Origin of the sequence: Marinobacter shengliensis (assembly GCF_030297115.1) — a bacterium.
Taxonomy (GTDB): domain Bacteria; phylum Pseudomonadota; class Gammaproteobacteria; order Pseudomonadales; family Oleiphilaceae; genus Marinobacter; species Marinobacter shengliensis.
On sequence record NZ_AP028062.1, the window covers coordinates 1,761,172 to 1,779,832 of the forward strand.

Below are 18,661 nucleotides of genomic sequence, written 5' to 3' on the forward strand. Positions count from 1 at the left end.
TTCCTAGGTCCCGGTCAGGCTTCCGGTTCCCTTGATTGCAGCTTCTGCCAATCAGACATTGGGAAACCGGATTTCATGGTTCCTCAAGGCGGGTCTTTGTACATCCTCCGAGTCAGGGAATTTGGGGGGTGAGTTTCAGGGGGGAGGAGGGGCGTAGATGGCTGCGCCCCTGCCGGAGGATGTCTGAGTGGTTCAGGCGAGTACTATGTGTGACTACTCCAGCGGATAGCGGGTTGCCTTGAGGCTTTCCTTTATCTTCTTGAGATGGCTCAGGAAATCCTTTCCGCGCTTGAGTGTCACACCGGTTGCCAGGATGTCGATCACGGTCAGGTGGATAATGCGTGACGACATGGGCATATAGACTTCGGTGTCCTCCGGAGCGGTTACGCCAAGCACCGCTGTGCAGCATTCGGCCAGCGGAGATTCCGGATTTGTGATGCCAATCACGGTGGCACCATTGGCGCGTGCCACCTTGGCAATCTCAACGGCCTCTTTGGTTCTGCCGGTGTAGGAGATTAATACGATGACATCACCTACCTGGGCGCCGGCGGCTACCATGCGTTGCATCAGGGCGTCGTCGTAAGAGGTGACCGGAATGTTGAAGCGAAAAAATTTGTGTTGTGCATCCAGGGCAACGGACGCCGAACCACCCATACCGAAGAAGTTGATCTGTTTGGCTTGAATCAGGTAGTCAATGACGGTGCCCAGTGCTTTGGGGTCCAGGGACTGGCGGGCTTTGTCCAGGCTGGCGATGGTGCTGAGCATGATCTTGTCTGCGAACTCCGCCACGGTGTCGTCTGGCTCGACATTCTGGCCCACGTAGGGGGTGCCGGTGGCGATGCTCTGAGCGAGGCGGATTTTGAAGTCGGGGAACCCGGTGGCCGAGAATCCCCGGCAAAAACGATTCACTGTGGGTTCACTGACATCGGCAGCGCGGGCGAGGGCAGCTATGCTGTAACGAGTAGCTGCGCTGGGGTCACGAAGGATGGCTTCCGCAACCTTGCGTTCAGATTTGTTCAGGCTGTCGAGCCGGGACTGAATGTCTTCCAGCAGATTGTCGTCACGGTGCGCATGGTTTGCGGCCATGTTTGGGTACTCCCTCGGGGTGTGCCATCGTTGTTGGAAATTGTAGTGATTATACCGTGTTTATGAACTTTTTGGTGTAGTAAAAATATCAATTAATGAAAAATACCCTTGGAAAATGCCGGTCAAGCTGTCATTATTTTTATAAAATTACTACATCATGCCTTTCAGGCGGCTGGTGTCGCTTTAAACTGAGAGAAGGAACCGATGGTCAACCGTACCGCTACCCGTTGTGACCTAATGCTATTCGGGGCGCTGGGGGATCTTGCCCAGCGCAAACTCTTCCCGGCCCTGTATCAACTTGAACGGGCGGGCCTGCTGGCGCCTGGCAGTCGCATACTTGCCGTTGCGCGAACCGAGGCCGGCACGGACAAGGTGAAAGAACAGCTGTTGGAGAAACTGAAAAAACACGTGAAGTCCGAAGAGTTTGACCCGGATATCGCGCAGTCTTTTCTCCAGCGAGTGGAATATCAGCGTCTCGACTTCAATGACCCGGAGGGCTACCAGGCGCTTCGGGACTGGCGGGACGAGCCGGATAACCAGTTGATTGTCTACATGGCAACTCCGCCATCAATGTACGGTGTGATTGCCCGCAATCTCGAGGCAACCCGTTGCTGCAATGAGCGGACGAGGGTTGTGGTTGAAAAACCCATTGGGCACGACCTGGAAACCTCCAGGGTGATCAATGATGAGTTGGGTCAGGTATACAACGAGAATCAGATCTTCCGGATTGATCACTATCTGGGCAAGGAAACCGTGCAGAACCTGATTGCCCTACGCTTTGCCAACAACCTCTTTGCTTCCCAGTGGGATCAAAATCACATCTCCCACGTGGAAATTACGGTTGCGGAAAGCGTGGGTATCGAAGGGCGCTGGGGGTATTTTGACAAGGCCGGCCAGATTCGGGACATGATCCAGAATCACCTGCTGCAGTTGCTTTGCCTGATTGCGATGGATCCGCCGGCGGATCTGTCCGCGGACAGCATTCGCGACGAGAAAGTGAAGGTGCTCAAGGCGCTCAAGCAGATTACCCCTGAATTGATGGGCAGCCATGTGGTTCGTGGCCAGTACACCGCAGGCACCAGTGGCGGCCAGCCGGTACCGGGGTACCTGGAAGAAGAAGGGGCGAACAAGGGCAGCGAGACGGAAACCTTTGTGGCCTTGAAGGCGGAGATCGACAACTGGCGCTGGTCTGGCGTGCCGTTCTATATCCGTACCGGCAAGCGGCTTCCGGAAAAGTTGTCCCAGATTATTATTCATTTCAAGCCGGCGCCCCATTACATCTTTGATCCAGACCAGAAGCATCTGGCCAATAACAAACTCATTATCCGCCTGCAGCCCGATGAGGGCATGTCCCTGAAGATTCTCACCAAGGACCAGGGACTGGATAAAGGTATGCGCCTTCGCCAGGGGCCGTTGGAGCTGACGTTCTCGGAGACGTTCGAAACCGACCGGATTCCTGATGCCTATGAACGTTTACTGTGGGAAGTGATGAAGGGGAATCAGTACCTGTTTGTGCGTCGTGATGAGGTTGAGTACGCCTGGCGCTGGGTGGATCAGGTTATTGCAAACTGGCATGACAGCGGCGAACCACCCAAACGCTATGCCGCAGGAACTTGGGGGCCGGTGGCATCCATCGCCATGATTACCCGGGATGGGAGAAGCTGGTATGAAGATGCCTGATATTCGCCTGCCGGATGGCGTGGTTTTGGAGGCGGGGGAAGATCCTCAACAGGTGGCTGAAGCCCTTGCCACTGATGTCGCCCGTTTTCTGGTGCAGCGTCTGGATAGAGCTGACAGGGCGAGCCTGGTGGTTTCCGGTGGGTCCACGCCTTTGCCGTTTTTTAAGGCACTTTCGCAGGTGGATCTGGATTGGTCACGGGTGGATGTGCTCCTGGCCGATGAGCGTTGGGTGCCCGAGGGAGATCCGGCCAGCAATACCACCCTGGTGCGCGAGAATCTGCTGCAGAACAAGGCTTCTGATGCCAGCTTTCTCTCGCTGAAGCAGGTCGGTGCAACGCCTGAGGAGGGTTTGCCACGGGTTCGCTCTGCACTTGCCGGGCTGAAACTGCCGCTGGATGTGTTGATCCTGGGTATGGGGAATGATGGTCATACCGCGTCTCTGTTCCCGGATGCGCCGGAGTTGCCAGAGGCCATGGACCCGGAGTCCAGGGATCTGGTCCTGGCAATGAATCCGCCGTCCCAGGCCCAGCAGCGCATTACCTTGACGCGTCCGGTGTTGGCCGGTGCCAGGTATACCGCCCTGCACCTGAAGGGGAATGACAAGCTGGATACCCTGACCGCAGCGATGGCCAGGCCGGAGGCCGTTATGGCTATGCCGGTCAGGGCCTTTCTCAAGCCTGGACTGAAGGTGTTCTGGAGTCCGTGATGATGAGGCAGTACGAAACAAAGCGGTCAGTAACTGCATTCAGGAGAACTATATGACTCAACTTTCCGATTATCACAGAGACCGTGTTCAGGCAGTACTCAGTGCCTCGCCACTGGTGCCGGTTATTGCCATCAATGAACCGGAAGATGCCATTCCCTTGTGTCGTGCGTTGGTGGATGGCGGTATCAAGGTGCTGGAAATTACCCTGAGAACCGAACATGGGGTGCGGGCCATTGAACAGGTTCGAAAAGCCATTCCCGAGGCATGGGTTGGTGCGGGTACAGTAACCAGTATCGCCCAGTACCGGCAGGTGGAGGCTGCGGGTGCCCAGTTCGTGATTACGCCGGGTGTTACCGAGGCGATTCTGGAGTTTGCGCTAACCTCTGAGGCACCATTATTGCCAGGTGTAGCCACGGTCTCCGAGCTGATGTTGGGTTACTCGTTGGGTTACCGTGAATTCAAGTTCTTTCCGGCTGAAGTGTCAGGCGGGATGCCGGCGTTGAAGGCATTTCGAGGCCCTTTCCCGGATGTAACCTTCTGCCCGACCGGTGGGATTAACCAGGATTCCGCACGGGACTACCTGGCGTTGCCCAATGTGGCGGCCGTGGGTGGTTCCTGGTTGACGCCGGCAGAGGCTATCCAGCGCCGGGAGTGGAAGGTGATCACTGAGGTGGCGCGGGCCAGTCTTGATCGGCTCAGGTGACGTTGTTTGCCCACAGGCATGAAAAAGCCCACTTCCAGGAGTGGGCTTTTTGCTATCAGGCTGATTTGCTCAGGCCAAACGTTAGCGTATGTCGGCTCCAACACGGACAATCTTCATGGTGTTGGTGCCGCCCTGGGCGTTGACGTAATCACCCTTGGTAATCACCACCAGGTCGTCTTCCTTCACCACGCCCCTGCGTTTGAGTTCGGCAACGGCATTGGCGTTGGTTTGCTCATTGGCAATCTTGGCGGAATCAAAAGGCACGGTTTGCACTCCGCGGAACAGGGCAACGCGGTGTTGCGTGGAGTGGTGCCGTGAGAAAGCAAATATCGGCAGGCTGGACTTGATGCGGGACATCAGTCTGGGAGTGGCGCCGGTTTCGGTCATGCAGATGATGGCGCGAACGCCCTCCAGATGGTTGGCGGCATACATGGCCGAAAGGGCGATGGCCTCATCAACCCGCTCCATGCTCTCGTGGATACGGTGCTTGGACTGATGCATGGAAGGGTGGCGTTCTGCCCCAAGGCAGATGCGCACCATCGCTTCAACGGCCTCCGTGGGGTAGTCGCCCACGGCCGTTTCCGCCGACAGCATCACTGCGTCGGTGTAGTCCATCACGGCGTTTGCCACATCCGACACTTCTGCCCGGGTTGGCATGGGGTTGGTGATCATCGATTCCATCATCTGGGTGGCGGTGATCACCGCTCGGTTCAATACCCGCGCCCGGGAGATGATGTGTTTCTGAACACCAACCAGTTCGGCATCGCCGATTTCCACCGCCAGATCACCTCGGGCAACCATGACAGCGTCGGACGCCAGAATAACGGCATCCAGTGCCGCTTCGTCATGGGCCAGTTCGGCCCGCTCGATCTTGGCGACCAGCCCGGCATCCGAACCGGCGTCTTGTAGCAGTTTCCGGGCGATGTGCATATCATCGGCCGTTCGAACGAAAGACACCGCTACATAGTCCGCGCCCAGGCGGGCTGCAGTGACGATGTCCTGTTTGTCCTTGTCGGTGAGGGCTTCGGCAGACAGGCCGCCTCCCCGTTTGTTCAGGCCCTTGTTGTTAGAAAGCGGGCCGCCAATCAGAACCCGGGATGTGATGCTGTGGCCATCCACGCTCTGGACTTCCATTTCGATGCGACCATCATCCAGGACCAGAATGTCCCCCGGTTCTACATCTTCGATCAGTTGCTCGTAATCGATGCCGACCCGCTCATTGGTGCCGGCCTCTTTGTCCATGGCGGCGTCCAGAACGAAGATCTGGCCGGCCACCAGAATAACTTTGTTCTCAGCAAATCTTGCTATTCGCAGTTTCGGGCCCTGCAAGTCGGCCAGCAAGGCAACGAAGCGCCCCTGGGCTGCAGCTGTTTCTCTTACCCGTCGGGCCCGGGCGATATGCTCATCAGCACTGCCATGAGAAAAGTTAAGCCGGGTGGCGTCTACCCCGGCTGCAATAATGGCGGCCAAGGCTTCCGGGGTATCGGTAGCGGGGCCGAGTGTGGCGACAATTTTGGTGCGCCTGAGCATGATGTGGATCCTTTATTGGGTGTTACTGAGCGGCTTTCATAAGCTCGATGGCGTTGTCGAGCATGCGGTTTGAAAAGCCCCATTCATTGTCATACCAGGCCATGACTTTTACATGACGGCCGATGACCCGGGTATGATTTGCGTCAAACACGCTGGACAGGGCGTTGTGATTGAAGTCGATACTGACCAGCTTTTCGGTATTGTAGCCGAGTATCGGGCTGTTCTGCGCGGCGGCGCGGACGGCTTCGTTGATCTCGGCTACGCTGGTGTTGCGGTTGGCAATAAATCCGAAATCCACCAGCGACACATTGATGGTAGGAACCCGAACGGCCAGGCCGTCGAGTTTTCCGTCCAGGTCCGGGATAACCTTGCCGATGGCAGCGGCAGCACCGGTCTTGGTGGGGATCATTGATTGGGTGGCAGACCGGGCCCGGTACAGGTCAGAGTGGTAAACATCACTCAGTTTCTGGTCGTTGGTGTAGGAGTGGATGGTGGTCATCAGGCCACTCTCGATACCCACGGTGTTGTGCAAGGCAGCCACCACCGGTGCCAGGCAGTTGGTGGTGCAGGAGGCGTTGGAAATGATCTGGTGCCTGGCAGTCAGTTCCTGGTGATTGACGCCATAGACAACGGTGGCATCTGCGTCTGCGGATGGGGCGGAGATAATCACCTTCCGGGCGCCGGCGTTGAGGTGTGCGGCGGCTTTGTCCCGGTTGGTAAACAGCCCGGTACACTCGAACACCACATCCACGTGGTAGTCTTTCCAGGGCAGCTCTTCCGGGTTGCGGATGGCGGTAATGGCGATACGGTCGCCGTTGACGGTCAGCGATTCTGCGTCGTGACTGACGACGCCGTCAAAGCGACCATGAACGCTGTCATACTTCAACAGGTGGGCGTTGGTTTCGGCATCACCGAGGTCGTTGATGGCGACCACCTGGAGTTGCTTGCGGTAGTCATTTTCGTAAAGTGCGCGCAGTACATTGCGGCCGATGCGGCCAAAACCGTTGATGGCAATGCGGATGGTCATGACTCGACTCCTGTATTGGCTGTTTTTTGTTCGATTACGGTTTGCAATGTAGTAAATATAACAACAAAAAAACGAAAAATGAACGTTTGATGGGTTCAAAGCGTAAAATAAATAGGTAAAATTACATTCACAAAGACGATAGTCATAACAAACGGATTGCGGTGCCCCATCACTGCAAAAGCCCACTTGGAGTTCGCCATGCACCCCATCGTAGACAAGGTCACCCAGCGCATCATCGAGCGCAGCCGCGCCACCCGCCAGGACTATCTGCAGCGGATGGCCGCGCTCAAGGCCCAATCGCCCCACCGCAGCACACTCTCCTGCGGGAACCTGGCCCATGGTTTTGCTGCGTGCAGCCAGGCCGACAAAGACACCCTGAAGTTTATGAACAAGGCCAACGTGGCCATCGTTTCGGCCTATAACGACATGCTTTCGGCCCATCAGCCCTATGAAAGGTTCCCGGACATCATCCGCGAGGCCGCCCACGGCATGGGCTCTGTAGCGCAGTTTGCTGGCGGCACCCCGGCCATGTGTGATGGTGTTACCCAGGGCCAGCCGGGCATGGAGCTGAGCCTGTTTTCCCGCGACACCATTGCCATGAGCACGGCGGTGGCGCTGAGCCACAATATGTTCGATGCCACGCTGTTACTGGGGATCTGTGACAAGATCGTGCCGGGGCTGTTGATTGGCTCCCTGAGCTTCGGTCACCTGCCCACCATTCTGGTTCCCGCCGGCCCAATGCCGTCCGGGCTTCCGAATAAAGAGAAGCAGCGCATCCGCCAGCTGTATGCAGAGGGTAAAATTGGCCGGGATGAGCTTCTCGAAGCGGAAAGTAAGTCCTACCACAGCCCGGGTACCTGCACCTTCTATGGCACGGCCAACAGTAATCAGTTACTGGTGGAGGTGATGGGGCTGCATCTGCCGGGTTCGGCATTCGTCAACCCGGGCACGCCGCTGAGGGACTCGCTGACCCGTGCCGCCACCGAACAGGTGATCAAGCTGTCCAGGCCCCACGGCGGAGATCTGGGGCTGGCCGACATGGTGGATGAGAAAGCCATCGTCAACGCGCTGGTGGCCTTGCTGGTGACCGGTGGCTCCACCAATCACACCATTCACTGGATTGCGATCGCCCGCGCCGCCGGCATTATCATTGACTGGAACGACTACTCGGAGCTGTCGTCGGTGGTGCCGTCCATGACCCGTATTTATCCGAACGGGCAGGAAGATATCAACGCTTTCCATGAAGCCGGCGGCACGCCGTTCCTGATTCGGGAACTTCTCGAGGGCGGCTATCTGCATAACGATGTGCAGACCGTCGTGGGGCAGGGACTGGAGCGCTACACTCAGATGCCTGAGATGGAAGGTGAGCGCCTGGTGTGGAAGCCCGCCGTTGAGAAAAGCCTGGCTCCGGATGTGCTGAGCAGCGCGGCTGAGCCTTTCGCCCCTGACGGTGGCCTGAAAGTGTTGGACGGCAACCTTGGCCGGGGGGTGATCAAAGTATCTGCGGTTGCCCCGGAGCATCATGTGATTGAGGCACCCGCCGTCGTGTTTAATGAGCAGAACGAACTGAAGGCTGCGTTTGAGGCCGGTGATCTGGATAAAGACTGTGTGGTTGTGGTTCGCTTCCAGGGTCCGAAAGCCAATGGCATGCCGGAATTGCACAAGCTGACGCCTTACCTCGGGGTGCTCCAGGATCGTGGCTTCAAAGTGGCCCTGGTGACCGACGGGCGGATGTCCGGGGCTTCCGGTAAAGTGCCGGCGGCGATTCATGTGTACCCTGAGGCTCTGGACGACGGCCCGCTGGCGCGGGTGCACAACGGTGATCTCATCCGCCTGGATGCCGTCAAAGGCACCTTGAGTATTGAACTCACTGATCAGGAGCTTGCCGCCCGTGAGCCTGAAAAAGCGGACATTAGCAGCTATCATCACGGGTTTGGCCGGGAGCTGTTCGGTTGGCTGCGTCGGTCGGCCAGCAATCCGGAACAGGGGGCGAGCTTTTTCTGGAATCACGAGTCATGACAGACAAGCTGTATTCACTGGTCGGTGATATTGGGGGTACCAACGCGCGCTTTGCTCTGGTGGCGCAGGGCGACGTGCGGCCCCGGGAAATCGAGGTGCTTGCCTGCCGTGACTACGAAAACCTGGACTGTGCCGTGGTGGATTACCTTCAGCGCGTCGGGGTCGAGGAAGTTGGTCAGGCGTGCCTGGCGGTTGCATCCCCGGTCCGTGGTACTCACGTTCGAATGACCAACAATCATTGGCGCTTTGATACCGAAGAGGTTCGCCGGCAGTTTGCCTGGTCGGCGTTCAAGGTCATCAACGACTTTACTGCCATGGCCTTGGGCGTGCCCCATGTGCCGGAAGCCAATCTCGTACACGTCTGCGGTGGCCCGGGCGACCCCAGCCGGCCCCGATTGGTGATGGGGCCGGGCACGGGTTTGGGCGTGTCGGGGCTGGTGCCTATCAACAATGGCTGGGTGCCCTTGATGACCGAAGGCGGACACGTGGACTACGCACCGACGGATGACCTGGAAATGGACGTGTTGCGGATTCTCCGGGCACGGTTCGGCCGGGTGTCGGTGGAGCGTATTCTGTGCGGTCAGGGTTTGCTGAATCTGTATCAGGCCCATGCGGAAATCCGGGGTGTACCCGCAGCTCTGGATTCCCCGGAGAGAATCACCGCGGCAGCCGTGGCCAACGAAGATGCTCTGGCCAGGGAAAGCCTTCGTCATTTCTGTGAAATTCTTGGCCGGGTGGCTGGCAATGGTGTGCTGACGCTGGGTAGTCTGGGCGGTGTTTACCTATGCGGGGGCATTCTCCCACGTATCCTCGAGTTCTTTCTGGAAAGCCCATTCCGGAACGGGTTCGAGGACAAGGGCAGAATGCGACCCCTTCTGGAATCCACGCCCGTTTACGTCGTGACGGAGCCTTATACCGGACTGCTTGGCGCCGCCGAGGCCCTGTCGAATCCGGAGGTTTAAAGGCCAGAAATGGCGTCGGGCAGGCAAACGGAGAGCCACAGTATGCCAGGCAATCTGGACCATCTTTCCTTTCCCGAACTGGTTGCCCGTGTGCGTGCCTGCACGCTATGTGCCGAGGTACTGCCGGAGGGGCCGCGCCCTGTGGTGCAATTAAGTGAATCGGCTCGCATCCTGGTGGTCGGCCAGGCCCCCGGGCGCAAGGTTCACCAAACGGGCCTGCCTTTCAATGATCCCAGTGGTGATCGGCTCCGGGGCTGGATGGGCATCGACCGGGACACCTTCTATAACGAGAAGGAGCTGGCCATTCTTCCGATGGGGTTCTGCTACCCGGGCACCGGCAAATCCGGTGACCTGCCTCCGCGCCCGGAGTGCGCGGATACCTGGCGGGAGGCCCTTCTGGCTCGTCTTCCCAACATCGAATTGACCCTGTTGATCGGTCAGTACGCCCAGGCCTGGCATCTGCCCGACGGCAGCAAAAAGGTGACCGCTAATGTGGAACAGTGGCGTCATTACTGGCCTCAGCAGCTACCCATGCCGCACCCCAGTCCCCGCAACAATCTTTGGCTGCGCCGTAACCCCTGGTTTGAAAAGGACGTGATTCCGGCGCTTCAGGGACGTGTCAGAAGGTTGCTTGCGACTGCCTGAGCTCAGGGGACCGGGTTTCCCTGCACCGCTTCGAGCAAGGCATACCAGAGCCCCCGGGGCAGATCAGCCTGGGCGCCCCGCGAAGCGGCTTGAAGCCGATCTGATCGAAGCGAGCCAATCACCGGAATCGGCGCGCCGGGCAGTTGCCGAATCCACGCGATGGCCAGCCCCGTCTCACAGAGCCCGGTTTCCCGTTGGGCGTCGGTAAGCAGTTGCCCTGGAATGCGTTCCGGCAACTTGCCGCCGGCCAGCGGTGACCAGGCAAGCCAGCGTAGCCTGTCAGCCAGCATGGCTTCCAGGCCACCATCGAAGAGTGGTTGAGGGTGACCAAGAGACAGTTCGGACTGGTTGCAGACCAGTGGCAGATGGGTGTTTTGTTGTAACCATCGCCATTGCTCCGGCAAAAAGTTGGACACACCGATATGCCCGACCTTGCCGGACTCGACGGCTTGCTCAAGCACCCTGGCCAGGGCCGGCGCTTCCAGCAACGGGTCGGGCCGATGGATCAGGAAGGTGTGTAGCCGGTCTACCTGCAAGCGTTGAAGCGACGCGTCAATGGCGGCGCTGATATAACCTGCCTCCGCCCGGTAGTGCTTGCTCCGCCAGGGGCTTGTGTCCTGATGTTTTAGCACGATACCGGCCTTGCTGATGAGTTTTACCTTGTGCTTCAGGTGGGGAGTTGCCCGCAGCGCCCGGCCAAACAGGCGTTCGCATTCACCGTCACCGTAGATGTCGGCATGGTCAAACACCTCAAGGCCATCGTCCAGGCACTGTGTAATCCAGTCGGCCAGAGCCCCAGGGGAGTGCAGCTCCCGATGTTCCAGAAGGCGCATCAATCCGACAACCAGAGGCGTTTGTTTGAGATATTCTGGCCCGGCTGTTTGCATCAATTCCCGCTCCCGAACGCGATGACCACCGTGTCATCCCCATGCTGTCGTGAGAACACATAAGGTTGCTGGCTGATCAGCTTATGCTCCCCGGCACCGATGGCGGGGTGGCGTTGGCGGAACTGACCCAGGGTGCGCCAGTGGTTCAGGATGTCGGAAACCTCACCAGCCTCTATGGCCTGCCAGTTCATGGCAGAGCGGGTGCCCTGATGAGGGTCAGAGCCGGTGGGGCCAAAGGCACGGCCGGACTCGTCACCGTAGAACAGCTGGACTGCCCCTGGCGTGAACAACAGGGCAGCGGCCGCGCGTTTTTTCAGCGTATTGTCATCACCGGCAATCTGGGCGAACAGTTTGGTGTCGTGGGACGAAATGTAACTCAGCACGTTGAACGGGTCATCGCCGTGCAGCTTATCGGCGTATTCGCGGTAGACTGGCTCCATGGCCTGCAGGCATCGGGCGCCTGCTTTGGCCTCTGCCTGCAGATCGAAGTTGATGACAGCATCAAAGCCTGCGTCAAAGTAGCCGGTCTTGCGAACCGAGTGCGGAAACACTTCGGCGACCATCCAGAATTCTTCGGAGGGCAGGGCAGTGTCCGGGTGTCTCTCGCGGTAATCGTCCAGGGCCTCCTGCGCCCGCGCTTTCAGTTCACGCCAGGCGTCGGGTTCTACATGCTTGGCCGTGTCTACGCGAAAACCGTCAACACCGAACTCCCTTACCCAATCCGTGAGCCAGGTAATCAGGTACTCGCGAACAGTAGCGTTGTCCAGGTGTTCCGCCCGGCTGCTCTCTTTATTGCGCAGGAAGACGGGCAGCTCCACGGGGTTGGTCGATTCGGTCTTGAAGTCCGGCAGAAAGGCGAGGGACCCACGTACCGGGTCGACGGATGCGCTGGGTGGCGTGTCGTAATCGGCGATACCAGCCCGCACCCAGTCCTTACCCCACCAGTTACGCCAGTCCGCGTGATCGTAATCGATGAAGGCGTGATAGGCATGATGGTTTTCCCAGGATTCCGGGCGCCAGTCACCCCAGTGCTCCGGCAGGTGTTTTTCGAAACCCGAGTGCAGGGCGCCAAAGTTAAAGGTCTGCATATCCTGAAGCGAGCTGTAGCCGGGGTGGTTCATCACCACATCCATGACCACCCGGATACCCCGTTGATGGGCCTGTTGCACCAGCGTCCGGAATTCCTCCCGGGTGCCAAAATTCGCATCTGGTACCGTGAAGTCCAGGGCGTAGTAGCCATGGTAGCCGTAGTGCCGAAAGTCGCCCCGATCACCGCCGCCAACCCATCCGTGCATCTGCTCGAAGGGTGGGGTAATCCACAGGGCGTTGACGCCCAGATCAGCCAGGTAATCCAGTTTCTGGGTCAGGCCGGCGAAATCGCCACCATGGAAGGTGCCAATCTCGTCTTTTCCGTCTTTCTGCCGGCCATAGTTGATGTCGTTATCGGCGCGGCCGTTGGCAAACCTGTCGGTCACCGCGAAGTAGACGGTGGCGCCAGCCCAGGTAAAGGCGTGTACCGTCTCGTCTACCGGCTCCAGCAATAGAAGACCCTCGGCGTTATCGTCTGGAGTCATCCTGACCTGGCCATTGCGAACGCGGGCGGTGTTGCCGGTGTAGAAATCCTTCACCAGAGAGCCCTCGGCAAAGGCCCCGCCGACCGGAATTACCAACTCAGTCCGGGAAGCCTCGCAGAAAACGTTGCTATCATTGAGCGCCGGAGGGCCGGGAATGGCCCGAGCCGGCCCGTCGACAGTGGTGGCACAACCAGCAAGCCCAAGAAAGGCAGACAGCAGAAGCGGGCGTTTGAGCGGCGAAGTAATGTGAACCATGGCAATGACTCCAGGTCGGATTGTCGTTGTTGTTGGGCACATCAAACCAGAGTCCTGGGGTAACGGGTAGAAGGAATTTTCTACTCCCTACTACTCCCCCGTTCTACGCCTCGGGGAATGATATAAGGGGTGATGCTTATTCCCCGGATTTGCAACACAGTTTGAACACTCGCAAAAGAAGGTTTTGCGGCAAGCCCGGCCAGGCGACCTCTTGGCAGGCCGGACAAGAACAAAAAGGCAGGAACACACAGAGGAAAGACCTGATGAATCGTCGAACTTTTATTCGCAGCACGCTCGCCGCTTCGGTAATGGCCGCCACCCTGGGCGCCGGATCACCCGCATTCGCGGGTATTGAAGAAGGCAAACTGCTGATCTGGATTAACGGTGACAAAGGCTACAACGGCCTGCAGGAGGTGGGCGACTGGTTCACCGAAGAGACCGGCATTCCGGTGGAGGTGGCTCATCCGGACAGCGCCACCGACAAGTTCCAGCAATCGGCCGCGACCGGAAACGGCCCGGACATTTTCATCTGGGCCCACGACCGTTTCGGCGAATGGGCGCAGAGCGGCATTATTTCTGAAATCCAGCCCTCTCAGAATGTCATTGATGCCAACTACGACTTTACCTGGGAAGCCGTCACCGTCGACGGCAAGATGTACGGCTACCCGATGGCCGTTGAGTCCATCGGCCTGATCTACAACCGGGATTTGCTGCCGGAGCCGCCCGCCTCGTTTGAAGACATCCCCGCGATTCACAAGAAACTGGCAGAGGATGGCAAGCGAGCCATCCTGTGGGATTACAACAACACCTACTTCACCTGGCCGATGCTGGCCGCCGCTGGCGGTTATATCTTTGGCGAGAATGGCGACGGTAGCGTTAATGTGAAGGATACCGGCGTGAACAACGACGGTGCCATGAAAGGTGCCAAGGCGCTGGCGATGCTGATCGAGGAGGGCGTCATGCCCCGTGGGGCAGATTACAGTGCCATGGAATCCTCGTTTAACAAAGGCGAGACGGCGATGATGATCAATGGCCCCTGGGCCTGGGCCAACCTCCGCAAGAGCGGTATCAATTTTGGGGTGGCTACCATTCCGGCGATTGACGGCAAACCTGGCAAGCCCATGGTTGGTGTAATGGCCGCCACTCTGAATTCTGCAAGCCCCAATAAGGACCTGGCCGTTGAGTTCCTTGAGAACTACGCGCTGTCGGTGAAAGGCCTGAAGATGGTGAACGACGATGTTCCCCTGGGTGCTGTGGCCAACAGGGAATTCATGGAGGAACTGTCCTCCGATGACAACATCAAGGCTACCTTCGAGAACGCCCGCTTGGGTGAGCCCATGCCTAACGTACCGGCCATGGGTGCGTTCTGGTCTTCCATGGGGCCGGCACTTCAGAACATTACCTCTGGACGCCAGTCCGTGGAAGACGCCCTCAACTCCGCGGCCCAGCGCATTACCCGCTGATCGCCTGTGATTGTGCCGTGGCAGGGTAACGCCTGCCCGGCCTGTCATGCCGGACCCTGAGTGATGAAGCCGTTGCCCCGAGGCGACGGCAACCTACAGGCTGACTACAATGATAACGGAAACCCTGTCTCCCTCCGCGACTGATAGCAGACACTCCATGACACGAGTATTCCTGAAGTGGGGCACGCTGGCGGCATTGCTGATAGCGGCGCTCTACCTGATCCTGGCGTTGTACGCCCAGCGCGAATTTGTGTTCGCCATGTTGTTTCTGGTGCTGACCGCCTCTGCCGTGGCAGTGTTTGTCAGCCGGAAACTCTATGCGCATCGTTACATATTTCCGGCGGTCGCCGGTATGGGCGTCTTTGTGATCTTCCCGCTGATGTACACAGTGGGCATCGGTTTCACCAATTACAGCGCCAGCAATCTTCTGAGCTTTGACCAGGTGAAAGAAAACCTGCTTGGCCGGACCTATCAATCCGAGTCGGTTCGCTATGACTACCAGCTGTTTAAGACGGATCAAGGCTATGTCCTGTACTTGGACGGCGTCCATCAGGACCTGGTGTCGCCCCCCATTGAACTGGGAACGGAAGAGTCCCGTTTCCCGGTATTGCCATCGGCGGACCTCCCGGAGGGCGAGCCTCTGGCCATCCGCGACATCATCCAGCTGCGGAGCGACCTGTCGAAGCTGAAGCTGGTCACCGAAGATGGCCGGGAGCTGAGCCTGGCGAGTCTGCGCTCCTTCGCGGCGATACACAGCCGGTTTACGCTGCACGATAACGAAACCCTGACCAATAACGAAACCGGCGTGACCTACTTTCCGGACCACGAGACGGGGTTCTACCGTGACGCCGATGGCAATGCCATTTCTCCGGGCTGGACAGTCAATATTGGCTGGGACAATTATCTGAAAGTGGTGAGCGACCCCAGTATTCGCGGGCCCTTTTTGCAGATTTTTGTCTGGACGCTGTCGTTCGCCCTGGCAACGGTGGTGTTTACCCTGGCGCTTGGGCTGGTACTGGCCAATCTGCTGCAGTGGGACCAGATTCGAGGCAAGGGCTTTTACCGCACCATGCTGATATTGCCTTATGCGGTGCCCGCCTTCATCTCGATTCTGGTATTCAAAGGTCTGTTCAACCAGAACTTCGGGGAGATCAACCTGGTTCTGGAAGGTTTATTCGGTGTTCGCCCGGACTGGTTCAGTGATCCGGCCCTGGCCCGTTCGATGATTCTTATCGTCAACACCTGGCTGGGTTATCCCTACATGATGCTGTTGTGCATGGGGCTGTTGCAGGCCATCCCCCGGGATCTCTATGAGGCTTCGGCAATGGACGGAGCCGGGCCCATCAGCAATCTGTTCAACATCACTCTGCCACTGATTATCAAACCGCTAACGCCGTTGCTGATTGCCAGTTTTGCGTTCAACTTCAACAACTTTGTTCTGATTGCCCTGTTGACCGGTGGCGCACCGGATATTATCGGAGCCAGCACGCCCGCTGGCACAACCGATTTGCTGGTGAGTTACACCTATCGCATTGCATTCCAGGATTCCGGGCAGAATTTCGGGCTGGCGGCTGCCATCGCCACCGCGATCTTCCTGGTGGTTGGCGCGCTGTCGCTGATCAACCTGAAACTGTCCAAGGTCAAGGTATAAGGAGCTTCCCATGGCGATGGTTCAACCGCGCTCCACTAAATACCGTGTGCTGGCATCCCATCTGGGCATGCTGGCATTTATCGCGGTGATTCTGTTCCCGCTGCTGATGGTGATCTCCATCTCCTTTCGCAGCGGTAACTTTGCCTCCGGTAGCCTGTTGCCGGAGAATCCCTCGCTGGAACACTGGTATCTGGCGCTGGGTATTCCCTACACAGACGACGCCGGCATTACTACCCAGCCGCCGTTTCCTGTGCTGCTCTGGCTCTGGAATTCAATCAAGGTGGCGGTGGTTTCGTCCATTCTGATTCTGGCATTGTCTACCACCAGTGCCTATGCCTTCGCCCGCATGCGGTTTGCGGGTAAAGGCGCAGTACTCAAATCCATGCTGATCTTTCAGATGTTCCCGCCGGTGCTGTCCCTGGTGGCGCTGTATGCGTTGTTCGACCAGATCGGCAATCATGTCAGCTGGCTGGGTTTGAATACCCATGGTGCCGTCATCGTGGCCTCTCTGGGCGGCATGGCGCTGCACATCTGGACAATTAAAGGCTACTTCGATTCCATCGACCGGTCACTGGAGGAAGCCGCCATCGTTGACGGTGCCACCACCTGGCAGGCATTCCGCTACATCCTGCTGCCGTTGTCAGTGCCCATTCTGGTGGTGGTGTTCATCCTGGCGTTCATCATGACCATCATGGAATACCCGATGGCCTCGGTGCTGCTGGTGGATACCAACAAGCTGACCCTGGCGGTGGGTGCTCAGCAGTACCTGTACGAGCAGAACTACCTGTGGGGCGACTTTGCCGCGGCGGCGGTGTTGTCTGGTCTGCCGATCACCGTGATTTTCCTGTATTGCCAGAAGTGGATTGTCGGCGGGCTGACCGCCGGTGGTGTCAAAGGCTAGCTTTGTTGTTGCTCTCAGGGCCCGCGAGGGCCCGCTCTCCCAGGCCGTAGCGGAAGATCCCGCACGGCTTCCTTACGCGACCTGCGTCTTCCCGCGTTATCTTTCGCGACCCGGTCAGAGTTATCCCCCCTGCTGACCGGGCTTTTTTTTGTGGACTTAACAGGATGGTGCACAGCCCCTTGATTCCGGTTGCCTATCGCCTGATGTAGCGCGCCCATGTGGGAGGCCCTTTCCAAAACCGTGCGGAGCCAGGGATGGCGGAGCCGAGCGTACAGGGATGTATTCACAGCGTGTTTTGGAAAGGGCCTCCCACATGGGCGTGCGGCCGGCTGTCACCAGTGAGGTCAAGGTAGGGGGCACAAAAAAGCCGGTAACGAATACCGGCCAAGGAGAGTGTTCTGCAGATCAAATCAGAAGCGGGCAGGGCCCTAGAAGTCGATGCACGGTTCCTGATAGAGGCGGGGGCAGGCGGTGCCGTCTTCCCGGAACAGATGGCATTTGTTGGCATTCAGCCCCAGTGTCATGGATGCGCCTTCCTGAACGGGGTTACCGCCATCGGTGCGCATGGTCAGCACGCCCTCCACGTTGTTTACGTCCAGGTGCACCAGGGTCTGATAACCCAGACGCTCGACAACGTGAACCTCACCTTGCAGGTACATGTCGGCCTCCTGGTCTTCGGTCAGGTGTTCCGGACGTATACCCAGAGTGACGTTTTCGCCCTCAAGCAGGTTATGACCATTCACCGGCAATTCCAGCTGATGGTCACCCGGCAGGGTCACGGTGACCGACTGGTTACTGGCAGAAGCCACCTGGCAGTCGATGAAGTTCATCTTCGGTGAGCCGATAAAGCCCGCCACAAAGCGGGTGGCCGGATAGTGGTAGAGTTCCATGGGCTTGCCCACCTGGGCAATGCAGCCGTTATCCAAAGCCACGATTTTGTCGGCCATGGTCATGGCTTCCACCTGATCGTGGGTGACATAAATCATGGTGGCGCCCAGGCGTTTGTGCAGGCGGGATATTTCGATCCGCATCTGAACGCGCAGCGAGGCATCCAGGTTGGACAGCGGCTCGTCAAACAGGAACACCGCCGGCTCCCGAACGATGGTACGGCCGATGGCGACCCGCTGGCGTTGGCCGCCAGACAGGTCTTTGGGCTTGCGCTCCAGGAGCTTGTCCAGTTGCAGCAGGGTGGCGGCGTCCTGAACCCTCCGGTTGATTTCGTCCTTGTGGGTTTTCGCGAGCTTCAGGCCGAAGGCCATGTTCTCCGCCACATCCATGTGGGGGTAGAGGGCGTAAGACTGGAAGACCATGCCTACTTCCCGTTCCTTCGGGGGCAGGTCATTCACCCGGCCATTTCCGATGTATAAGTCGCCGGTGGTTATGTCCTCCAGCCCGGCAATCATCCGCAGCAGTGTCGACTTGCCGCAGCCGGAGGGGCCGACGAACACCACAAACTCGCCGTCATCGATGTCCAGGTTCACGTTCTTGGTTACCTGGGCGTCGTCATAGCTTTTACAGATATTTCTCAGGGTTACACTGGCCATAGCGTTTATCTTCTTGTTCGATGGTCAC

Annotated in this window: 15 protein-coding genes; 9 read left to right on the plus strand and 6 right to left on the minus strand. The window is 58.2% G+C overall.

Annotated features, from left to right (window positions below; genetic code table 11):
- Positions 1-213 precede the first annotated feature (213 nt).
- A complete protein-coding gene (locus QUE75_RS08025) occupies positions 214-1,086 on the minus strand; it encodes a MurR/RpiR family transcriptional regulator (RefSeq protein WP_058089493.1) in 873 nt (290 codons plus the stop codon).
- A 204-nt stretch (positions 1,087-1,290) separates the two neighbouring features.
- Between QUE75_RS08025 and zwf the strand changes: the two genes are divergently transcribed.
- From zwf to QUE75_RS08040, 3 genes are read left to right on the plus strand one after another with little or no spacing between them, the layout of a single operon-like run.
- Positions 1,291-2,766 (plus strand): glucose-6-phosphate dehydrogenase, encoded by a 1,476-nt coding sequence (zwf, locus tag QUE75_RS08030; protein WP_058089494.1) that lies wholly within the window; start codon positions 1,291-1,293, stop codon positions 2,764-2,766.
- A complete protein-coding gene (gene pgl / locus QUE75_RS08035; RefSeq protein ID WP_286255637.1) occupies positions 2,759-3,472 on the plus strand; it encodes a 6-phosphogluconolactonase in 714 nt (237 codons plus the stop codon). Before zwf ends, pgl begins: the two co-directional genes overlap by 8 nt.
- A gap of 52 nt (positions 3,473-3,524) precedes the next feature.
- Positions 3,525-4,175: a bifunctional 4-hydroxy-2-oxoglutarate aldolase/2-dehydro-3-deoxy-phosphogluconate aldolase gene (locus tag QUE75_RS08040; RefSeq protein ID WP_286254970.1), complete on the plus strand. Its 651-nt coding sequence runs from the start codon at positions 3,525-3,527 to the stop codon at positions 4,173-4,175.
- A gap of 81 nt (positions 4,176-4,256) precedes the next feature.
- Here the strand turns inward: QUE75_RS08040 and pyk are convergent, their stop codons facing one another.
- Positions 4,257-5,705 (minus strand): pyruvate kinase, encoded by a 1,449-nt coding sequence (gene pyk, locus QUE75_RS08045; protein ID WP_286254971.1) that lies wholly within the window; start codon positions 5,703-5,705, stop codon positions 4,257-4,259.
- Positions 5,706-5,727: 22 nt separating this feature from the next.
- Positions 5,728-6,732, minus strand: a complete 1,005-nt coding sequence (gene gap / locus QUE75_RS08050; protein ID WP_286254974.1) for a type I glyceraldehyde-3-phosphate dehydrogenase — start codon at positions 6,730-6,732, stop codon at positions 5,728-5,730.
- Between the two features lie 198 nt (positions 6,733-6,930).
- Here gap and edd point away from each other — a divergent pair, with 198 nt between their 5' ends.
- From edd to QUE75_RS08065, 3 genes are read left to right on the plus strand one after another with little or no spacing between them, the layout of a single operon-like run.
- Positions 6,931-8,751 (plus strand): phosphogluconate dehydratase, encoded by a 1,821-nt coding sequence (edd, locus tag QUE75_RS08055; protein WP_286254976.1) that lies wholly within the window; start codon positions 6,931-6,933, stop codon positions 8,749-8,751.
- The gene (locus QUE75_RS08060; protein WP_286254978.1) at positions 8,748-9,713 is read left to right on the plus strand and encodes a glucokinase; all 966 of its coding nucleotides are present in this window, start codon (positions 8,748-8,750) and stop codon (positions 9,711-9,713) included. Before edd ends, QUE75_RS08060 begins: the two co-directional genes overlap by 4 nt.
- Positions 9,714-9,755: 42 nt before the next feature.
- A complete protein-coding gene (locus QUE75_RS08065; protein WP_058089501.1) occupies positions 9,756-10,358 on the plus strand; it encodes a uracil-DNA glycosylase family protein in 603 nt (200 codons plus the stop codon).
- A 2-nt stretch (positions 10,359-10,360) separates the two neighbouring features.
- Here QUE75_RS08065 and QUE75_RS08070 read toward each other — a convergent pair whose 3' ends face one another.
- Positions 10,361-11,245 carry an aldo/keto reductase gene (locus QUE75_RS08070; protein WP_286254982.1) on the minus strand — a complete coding sequence of 295 codons (885 nt, stop codon included), beginning with the start codon at positions 11,243-11,245 and terminating at the stop codon, positions 10,361-10,363.
- A complete protein-coding gene (locus tag QUE75_RS08075; RefSeq protein WP_286254984.1) occupies positions 11,245-13,074 on the minus strand; it encodes an alpha-amylase in 1,830 nt (609 codons plus the stop codon). The genes QUE75_RS08070 and QUE75_RS08075 overlap by 1 nt, the downstream gene beginning before the upstream one ends.
- A gap of 263 nt (positions 13,075-13,337) precedes the next feature.
- On the opposite strand from QUE75_RS08075, the gene malE reads away from it, so the two are divergent.
- From malE to malG, 3 genes are all read left to right on the plus strand, one after another.
- The gene (gene malE, locus QUE75_RS08080) at positions 13,338-14,537 is read left to right on the plus strand and encodes a maltose/maltodextrin ABC transporter substrate-binding protein MalE (protein ID WP_061330977.1); all 1,200 of its coding nucleotides are present in this window, start codon (positions 13,338-13,340) and stop codon (positions 14,535-14,537) included.
- A gap of 157 nt (positions 14,538-14,694) precedes the next feature.
- Positions 14,695-16,188: a maltose ABC transporter permease MalF gene (gene malF / locus QUE75_RS08085; protein ID WP_286254987.1), complete on the plus strand. Its 1,494-nt coding sequence runs from the start codon at positions 14,695-14,697 to the stop codon at positions 16,186-16,188.
- 10 nt (positions 16,189-16,198) lie between these two features.
- Positions 16,199-17,089 carry a maltose ABC transporter permease MalG gene (malG, locus tag QUE75_RS08090; RefSeq protein WP_058089505.1) on the plus strand — a complete coding sequence of 297 codons (891 nt, stop codon included), beginning with the start codon at positions 16,199-16,201 and terminating at the stop codon, positions 17,087-17,089.
- A gap of 428 nt (positions 17,090-17,517) precedes the next feature.
- On the opposite strand, the gene malK is transcribed toward malG, so the two are convergent.
- On the minus strand, positions 17,518-18,633 hold the full coding sequence (gene malK, locus QUE75_RS08095) for a maltose/maltodextrin ABC transporter ATP-binding protein MalK (RefSeq protein ID WP_286254990.1): 1,116 nt from the start codon (positions 18,631-18,633) through the stop codon (positions 17,518-17,520).
- Positions 18,634-18,661 lie beyond the last annotated feature (28 nt).